Below are 7192 nucleotides of genomic sequence, written 5' to 3'. Positions count from 1 at the left end.
AGTACGTCCAGTACGAGGACGACTCGGGCGCACGCCCAGCCGGGCGCCCAACGCCGCGGGCTCATCCGAAAAGATCCGCCGTACAGGCCCTAGCGCAGCAGGTGGAAGTCCGGCTGGGGGTGCATCAGGAAGCCGTGGTGCGAGATGTTCCAGGCGTACGCCCCGGCCAGGCCGAACACCACCCGGTCGCCGGCCCGCAGCGCCGGCACGGCGGCCCGGTGCGCCAGCACGTCCTTGGGGGTGCAGAGCTGCCCGGCGAGCGTGACCCGGCCGCTCTCGGCCGCCGGGCGCGGCCACGGGTGCGGCCAGTGCTCGACGGGCAGCACCGCGAACGGCTGGTCGTGCCCGCGGGCGGCGGGTGTGCGCAGGTGGTGGGTGCCGCCGCGGAGCACCGCGAACTCCTCGCCGTGGCTGCGCTTGACCTCCAGCACCTCACTCGCGTACCAGCCGCAGTACGCGGTCAGCGCGCGGCCCGGTTCGATCCGCAGCCGCAGTCCGGGGTGGCGTCGCAGCAGCCGGGCCAGCCCCGCGCCGTAGCCGGGCCAGTCGAAGCGGGCGGTGGGGTCGGCGTAGTCCACGGCCATGCCGCCGCCCAGGTTGACCTCCTTGATCGGCACCGGCAGCCCGGCCGCCCAGTCCACCAGCTGCTCGGCGACCGCGAGTTGGTCGGCCGCGTGCAGGCCGCTGGCCAGGTGCGCGTGGATGCCGCGCAGTCGCAGCCGTCGGGCGAGGCGGGGATCGGCCAGCAGCCGCAGCGCGTGGCCCAGTTGCTCGGGGTCCAGGCCGAACGGGGTGGGCCGGCCGCCCATCGCCAGCGGCACGCCGTCCAGCGCGCCCGCGCGAACCGGCAGGTTGACCCGCAGCAGCAGGTCGACCGGTTCGGTGGCCAGCGCGGCGAGCCGGTGGAGTTCGGCCACGCTCTCCACGTGCCAGCGGTGCACGCCGGCGGCCAGTGCGGCGGCCAGCTCGGCGGGGGCCTTGCCCGGTCCGCCGAAGGCCAGCCGGGCGCCCGGCACGGCGGCTCGCAGATGGGTCAACTCGCCGCCGGAGGACGCCTCGTAGCCGTCCACGGTGTCACGCAGTGCGGTCAGCACGGCTGGGTCGGGGTTGGCCTTGGCGGCGTAGTACAGCTCCACCCGCTCGGGCAGTGCGGCCCGGACCGCCGCCGCGTGGGCGCGCAGCGCGGGCAGGTCGTAGAGGTAGGCGGGCAGCGCCTCGGCGGGCCGGGCGGCCACCTCGGCGCGGACGGCGGACGGCAGCTCCATGGTGGTCAACGCAGGCCTCCCGCCGACTCGGTGGGCGCCTGGGCGGCCTGGGCGAGCACGTCGGCGGCCAGTGGCGAGGGCAGCCGGACGTACCCGGCCTCGCGGTCCGCCTTGCGCTCCCAGCGGGTCAGCAGGTTCGCCTTGGCCGGCAGCGGCACCCCGGCCAGCAGCGCCCGCAGCCGGGGCGGACAGCCGTGCCGCTCGGCGTACTCCGTCAGCACGCCGCGCACCCGGTCCCACAACCTCGGTTCCAGCGAGGGATCCTGGTCGGCGATCACCGCCAGCAGCTCCGCGACGTGGTTGACCAGCAGGCAGTACACCACCCGGTCCCAGCCGCGCTGCTCGTCGTAGCTCATCGGGCCGGCGACCTGCGGCGGCAGCTCGGCCAGCAGGGCGGCGTTGCGCTCGGGCAGCAGCTTGGTGCCCTCCAGGTCGCGGAAGAGCACCTGGGCCGGGTAGCCCGCCTCGTCCACCGCGATCAGCACGTTCTGCAGGTGCGGTTCCAGGACGACACCGTGGTCGAAGTAGGCGGCCAGCACCGGCGGCAGCAGCAGCCGCAGATAGCGGGTCCACCAGTCCAGCAGCTCCGCCGCATCCGGCTCCGTCCCGCCGAGCAGCAGGCCGAGTTGGGCCGAGCTGGTCGGGTACTCGTCGGCCACGGCACCCGCCAGCAGCGGCGTCAGGCCCGGGTGCAGCCGGGTGGCGAGGTCCTCGCGGACGATCAGGCCGAAGCCTTCGAAGAGTTCGGTGTCGGGGGTGCCGTCGGGACCGGGCAGTGCGAGGGTGCGGAAGGCCGGTTCGCGCAGCATCGCGGCGTCCGGGAAGCGTTCGGCGAGGTCGTCGAACGTGCCGTCGAGCAGCCGGGTCAGCTCGACCGCGCCGGTCAGCTCATAGGCGGCGTTCTTGCGCAGGCAGTTGGTGATCCGCACGTTCAGGCTGAACTTGAGGAAGGCGCCGGCGCCGTGCAGCGTGCGGACCGAGGCGGTGGCGGCGAACTCGGGCCCGCCGACGCCGAGATCGAGCACGTCGCCGCTGGCCAGCGCGGCCCGCAGCAGCGGGTGTCCGCTCAGCAACTGGTACTGCCAGGGGTGCGCGGGCAGCAGCCGGTAGCCGGCCGGGACCACACGGTGCCGCGCGCTGGGTTGTGCGTCCTGCCGCCCGTCGTGGCGCTGGTCGAGGAGGCCGTCGAGCAGCGCGGTCGCGGCCGGATCGACGCTCTGCTCGGCGAGCAGGTGATCCCGGACGGCGAGGTAGCGCAGCGGGAAGCTCGCGCGGGCCTCGGGCGCGTAGGCCGCCCAGGTCGCGCGGTCGGCGCCGCGGGCCGAGCGGGACTTCGGCGCGGGGTGGAAGCGGTGGCCGAAGAGCAGCGCCTGCTCGGACTCCAGGTACCGGTCGCCGCCCGGCGCCGGGCGGTCGCTCAGGGCAGCCGCCACACCCTGGTGGCTGGAGGCGAGTTGGGCGAGGAACTCGTCGTTGCGCACCCCGGTGCGGAGCGTCAGTTCGGCTTGCACCAGCTCGGCCAGTTCCCGCCAGTCCAGTGCTGACCAGCCGTCAGCTTCCTTGCGCTGCACGGGCCCGGTGAAGCGGTGCGCCCCGAGCAGCGAGGTGCGGCGCAGCGCGACCCGCAGCAGCGCACCGCACCGGGGCAGCCGCAAGAGCAGTCGCCCCTCGGTGACCGCGGTCTGGCGCTCGGGGCCGGAGACCTCGCGCAGCAGGCAGTTGACCAGGGTGTGCGCCACCACGTGGTCGGCGCTGGGGAGCGCGGTGCGGGCAGGGGAGAGGGTGACGGACATCAGCGGCTCCGAACTGAGTGGTGGAGGAGGGGGAAAGCGGCGGCGACGAGCGCGGCGGCGGTGCCGACCAGCACCGGCGAGCCCACGCCGAAGGCCGAGTTGACCAGCATGGCGACCACGCCCGCGGCCACCGCACCACCCTTGGAGACCAGCTCCAGGATACCGAACATCCGGCCGGGCGCCCGGCCCCGGGCGGCGTCGGCGGCCAGCACCGACAGGCAGACCAGGCCGAGGGTGAGCCCGCCGCCGAGCACCACCCGGGCCAGCGCGAAGGCCGGCAGCGAGTGCGCGGGACCGTGTCCGGCCAGACCCGCCGCGACCAGCGCGAAACCGAGCGCGAGGCCGGTCCTGGGCCGGTGCAGGAAGGCGGTGTGCACCCGGGAGGCGAGCAGCAGGTAGCACAGGTGCGGCAGGGCGAACAGCAGGCCGGCCACGGTCGCGTCGATCCCCGGTATCCGCTGGTCGACCAGTGCGATCAGATAGGGGAAGGAGACGATGGTGGCGAAGACGAACGCGAACTCGTAGGCGTAGAGCGCCCGCAGGCCGCGGTCCGGCCCCGGGCTCGGCCTGGCCGGTGCGGCCGAGGACCGGGGCTCGGGCTCGGCCGCCCGGGTGGGCTCGGGCAGCCGGGCCAGCAGCGCGGCCGCCGCCAGTGGCAGCAGCGCCATCACCAGGTACTGCCGGTGCGGGGAGAGCCACGGCGAGAGCGCTCCCACCAGGATCGGCGCGGCCACCAGCGCCGCCCGCGCGCTGCCTTGCATCAGAGTCAGGGCTCGGGACAGCCCGGGCCCCTCCAGGGCGGCGGCGAGGTAGCCGTTGGTGGCGGCGAAGGTGCCGCCGAGGAAGCCCTGTAGCACCAGGGCGAGCGTGAAGGCGGGCAGGCTGTCGGCCAGTCCGGCCAGCAGGAACGAGACGCTGAGCCCCAGTTGGGCCCGCAGCAGCAGGCGCTTGCGGCCGAACTGGTCGGCCAGACGCCCCCAGAGCGGGGCGCCCAGCGCACTGAACACGGTCGGCACGATGTAGAGCAGGCCGGCCCAGTGACCGTGGGGATCGCCCAGGCCCGGCAGGATCGAGGTCAGGTACGGCGGCAGGCCGAGGGCGGCGAAGGAGGCCACGAAGTAGCACCCGGCCACCGCGTGCACCTGGCGCCGGGCCAGGCCGCCGGCCGCCTCCGGGCGCCGGGTGGGCGGAGCCGACGCGGTCTTCACGCGCCCGCCAGGTAGTTCGGCCCGGTGGTGTAGTGCTTGTTGACGTCCGCCGCGCCCGAGCGCTCCTTGCTGAGCAGGGTGCCGGCGCTGACCATCGCCTTGACGGGCAGCCGGTCGGCGTCCAGCAGCGCCGCCCGCAGCGGGTCGCCCGGTGCACCGAGTCGGTCCAGCGCCTCGGTGAGCCGCTTGCGCAGCAGCCCCAGGGTGTCGGCGAGCGGCGCCCGGCCGTGCTCGGCCAGCGCGAACGCCAGTGAGGCGGTGCAGAGGTGGCCGGTGATGGTGCTGAACAGGTCGGTGAGCGCGCGGTCGTCGGGGGTTGACACCCGGGGGTCGTCGAAGGCGTCCAGGGTTGTCTGACTGATCGTCGGTTCGGCGCGGGAGCGGTTGATCCGGGGGCCGTCGTTGTCCTTGAGGAGCAGCCGCAGGCGGGTCGCTCCGGTGGTGCGGTCGAACACCAGCGAGAGGTTCTGCTGGTGCGACTCCAGGGCGACGCCGTGGCCGAACAGTGTGACCTGCCAGTCGAGCAGCAGGGTGAGCAGGGCGTCGTACAGGGCGAACGGGTCGCCGCCGTAGAAGCGCTCCGCCACCGCGTCCAGCACCAGGCGCCCGTCCGGCGCGGTGGCCGGCAGCGCGGCCAGCGGTACGGTGACCGTCCCCGGGCCGGCCAGGGCGTCGGGAAGTCGCCGGAGCAGCACGGCGAGCAACTCGTGCCCGGCGTGTGCGTAGCACCGCTCGTCGGCGAGCAGCACGGTGCCGGCGAACCGGGCTTCCTGGGCGCGGACTTCGGCGAGCAGCCGCTGCCCGGCCGCGCCGTCCACCAGGGTGCCCGGCTTGATCGTGCGCCGGTTGCGCAGGCCCAGGGTCGCGGTGGCGAGCGGAAGTTTGAGGTGCCGGCACGGGTCCGCCGCGACCGCGACGGTGCGCATCGAGAGGGTCGGGACCACCTCCAGGTACGGGCGCGCGGCGAGCACCGCGCGGTCCGTCAGGCCGGTGGCGCGCAGCGCGCCGGCGAGTGGCTCGCCGACGGAGAGCGGGTGGACGGGCAGCGTGAGGTGACCGGTCGTCAACTCCGGATGGCCGAGCGCGGCCGGCGTCGGCCACCAGGCGGGCAGCGGGGCCTCACCGCGGACGGTCAGCGCGTCGGCGGGCACGATCAACCAGCGCAGCAGGAAGGCCGGGTGGCACTCGGGTGCGTACCGGTGCAGGTCCGCCGGTTCGAGGCCGGCCCGGCCGCGCGCGGTCGGGTAGACCGGGTGGTCCAGGTAGGCCGCCAGGGTGTCGAAGGCCAGGCTCGCCCGCGGGCCGGTCCAGCCGGCGGGGTCAGCGCCGAAGGCCTGGGCCAGCGCGGCCAGCACGCTCGGCTGCTCGGCCTCGTGCAGGCGCATGGTGGCCAGGGTCTGGCGGCACTCCTCGGCGAAGGCCGTGAAACCGTCGCGGTCCGCCGCCGCGGCGTGCTCGCGCAGCACGGCGAGGATCGCGGCGAGGTCGCCGGCAGGCCGCCCGTCCACCTCCAGCAGGGGTTCGCGCGCGGCGAGTTCGCACTGGAAGCCGTCCGGCCGGACCGGCAGCGCGAGCCGGTCGCGGACCAACCAGTCGCCGTCCGGGCGCCGTTCGCACCGAGACCGGGTCCGCAGCCCGAGCACGTCCTCGCGCAGCAGCGCGCTGAGCACCCGCAAGGTCAGCTGATCGGCGGCGCTCACGCGGTGACCTCCCAGCGGTTGGCGGCGATGAAGCCGGCGACCGCCCGGTCCACGGCCCGCTGGTCGGGGCCGATCGCCCAGACCACCCCCAGGTAGTCGCGGTTGGTCCGGTAGTGCTCGTGCCGCTCGCCGACGGCGCGCAGCGGGCGGTAGCTGAGCCGGACGCCGTCCGCCTCGGCGTCGTACGGCCCCGGCGCGGCGGTCAGGGTCCCGGCCCGGTCGGCGCAGACCGCCTCGTTGCGCGCCCGCAGGTCCGCGCGGGCGCCGAGGTCGGCGGGCAGCGGTTCGCCGAGGTGGGCCCGCAGTACGTGTTCGAAGTACGGGATCCGCAGGATCTGGGCGAGCATCAGGTCGCACTGGTCGCCGATCGCCCGGTAGTTGACCTCGATGATCCGGGCCCGGCCGTCCGGCTGGACCACGAACTCGGTGTGGCAGGCGCCCAGGCCCACCCCCAGCGCGTCGAGTTGCGCGAGGACCTGGTCCAGCACCGGGCGCGGGTGGGCGGGGACGAACTCCAGCACCTCCTCGATGAAGTGCGGCGGCGGGGAGAGCCGGGTCCGGAACCCGCCGAGCACCGCGCGCCGCCGCCCGTCACCCAGGGTCTCCAGGGTGTGCAGCTCGCCGGTCAGGAACTCCTCGACCAGCAGGGTGGCGTCGGGCCGACGGCGCCGGATCTCCCCGCAGCGGGCGGCGAGTTCGGCGGCGTCGGCGACCAGCACCACGTCCTCGCTGGCCACGCCCTCGCGCGGCTTGAGCACGCAGGGGAAGGGCGGCAGCTCCAGGTCCGCCGGCTGCTGACCCGGCGTCAACTCGACGCCGTGGACCAGGTCGAGGCCGGCGCCGGCCAGGTGGCGGCGCAGCTCGGCCTTGTTCTTGGCACGCAGGGTGGCCCGCCAGTCCTTGGCCGGCAGACCGAAGTAGGCGGCGGCGAGGGCGGCCTGGGTCTGCAGGTGGTCGCTGTTGCTGAACACGGCGACGGGCGGCTGCCGTCCGGAGATCAGGCCGATGACCTCGCGGAAGTCGGCCACCTCGCAGGCCAGCACCAGAAGATCCGCCGGCAGGTCGGTGCGGTGCCGGTAGGCCCGCTGGTGGGCCTCGGCCTGGTCGGTCAGCACGGTGACGGGCAGGCCGAGCCGGGCGGCGGCCGGCAGGAAGCCCTGGGTGACCGAGTCGGTGGGGTTGTGGGCGAGCAGGTAGAGCCGCAAGACGGAAGCCTCTGTTTCGTG

At 75.0% G+C, this 7192-nt stretch carries 5 protein-coding genes; all 5 read right to left on the bottom strand.

Annotation, left to right across the window (positions count from 1 at the left end; genetic code table 11):
* Window positions 1-89 precede the first annotated feature (89 nt).
* From ABH937_RS10630 to ABH937_RS10610, 5 genes are read right to left on the bottom strand one after another with little or no spacing between them, the layout of a single operon-like run.
* Window positions 90-1265 carry an alanine racemase gene (locus ABH937_RS10630; RefSeq protein ID WP_370218022.1) on the bottom strand — a complete coding sequence of 392 codons (1176 nt, stop codon included), beginning with the start codon at window positions 1263-1265 and terminating at the stop codon, window positions 90-92.
* A 5-nt stretch (window positions 1266-1270) separates the two neighbouring features.
* Window positions 1271-3058, bottom strand: a complete 1788-nt coding sequence (locus tag ABH937_RS10625) for an IucA/IucC family siderophore biosynthesis protein (protein ID WP_370218012.1) — start codon at window positions 3056-3058, stop codon at window positions 1271-1273.
* A complete protein-coding gene (locus tag ABH937_RS10620; protein WP_370218011.1) occupies window positions 3058-4266 on the bottom strand; it encodes an MFS transporter in 1209 nt (402 codons plus the stop codon). Before ABH937_RS10620 ends, ABH937_RS10625 begins: the two co-directional genes overlap by 1 nt.
* Window positions 4263-5966 (bottom strand): IucA/IucC family protein, encoded by a 1704-nt coding sequence (locus ABH937_RS10615; protein ID WP_370218010.1) that lies wholly within the window; start codon window positions 5964-5966, stop codon window positions 4263-4265. The genes ABH937_RS10620 and ABH937_RS10615 overlap by 4 nt, the downstream gene beginning before the upstream one ends.
* The gene (locus tag ABH937_RS10610; RefSeq protein ID WP_370218009.1) at window positions 5963-7171 is read right to left on the bottom strand and encodes an acetyl-CoA carboxylase biotin carboxylase subunit family protein; all 1209 of its coding nucleotides are present in this window, start codon (window positions 7169-7171) and stop codon (window positions 5963-5965) included. Before ABH937_RS10610 ends, ABH937_RS10615 begins: the two co-directional genes overlap by 4 nt.
* Window positions 7172-7192: the final 21 nt, after the last annotated feature.

The sequence above is a fragment of the Kitasatospora sp. GAS1066B genome (assembly GCF_041262605.1).
GTDB lineage: Bacteria > Actinomycetota > Actinomycetes > Streptomycetales > Streptomycetaceae > Kitasatospora.
This window is presented reverse-complemented; position numbering and strand designations above follow the sequence as displayed.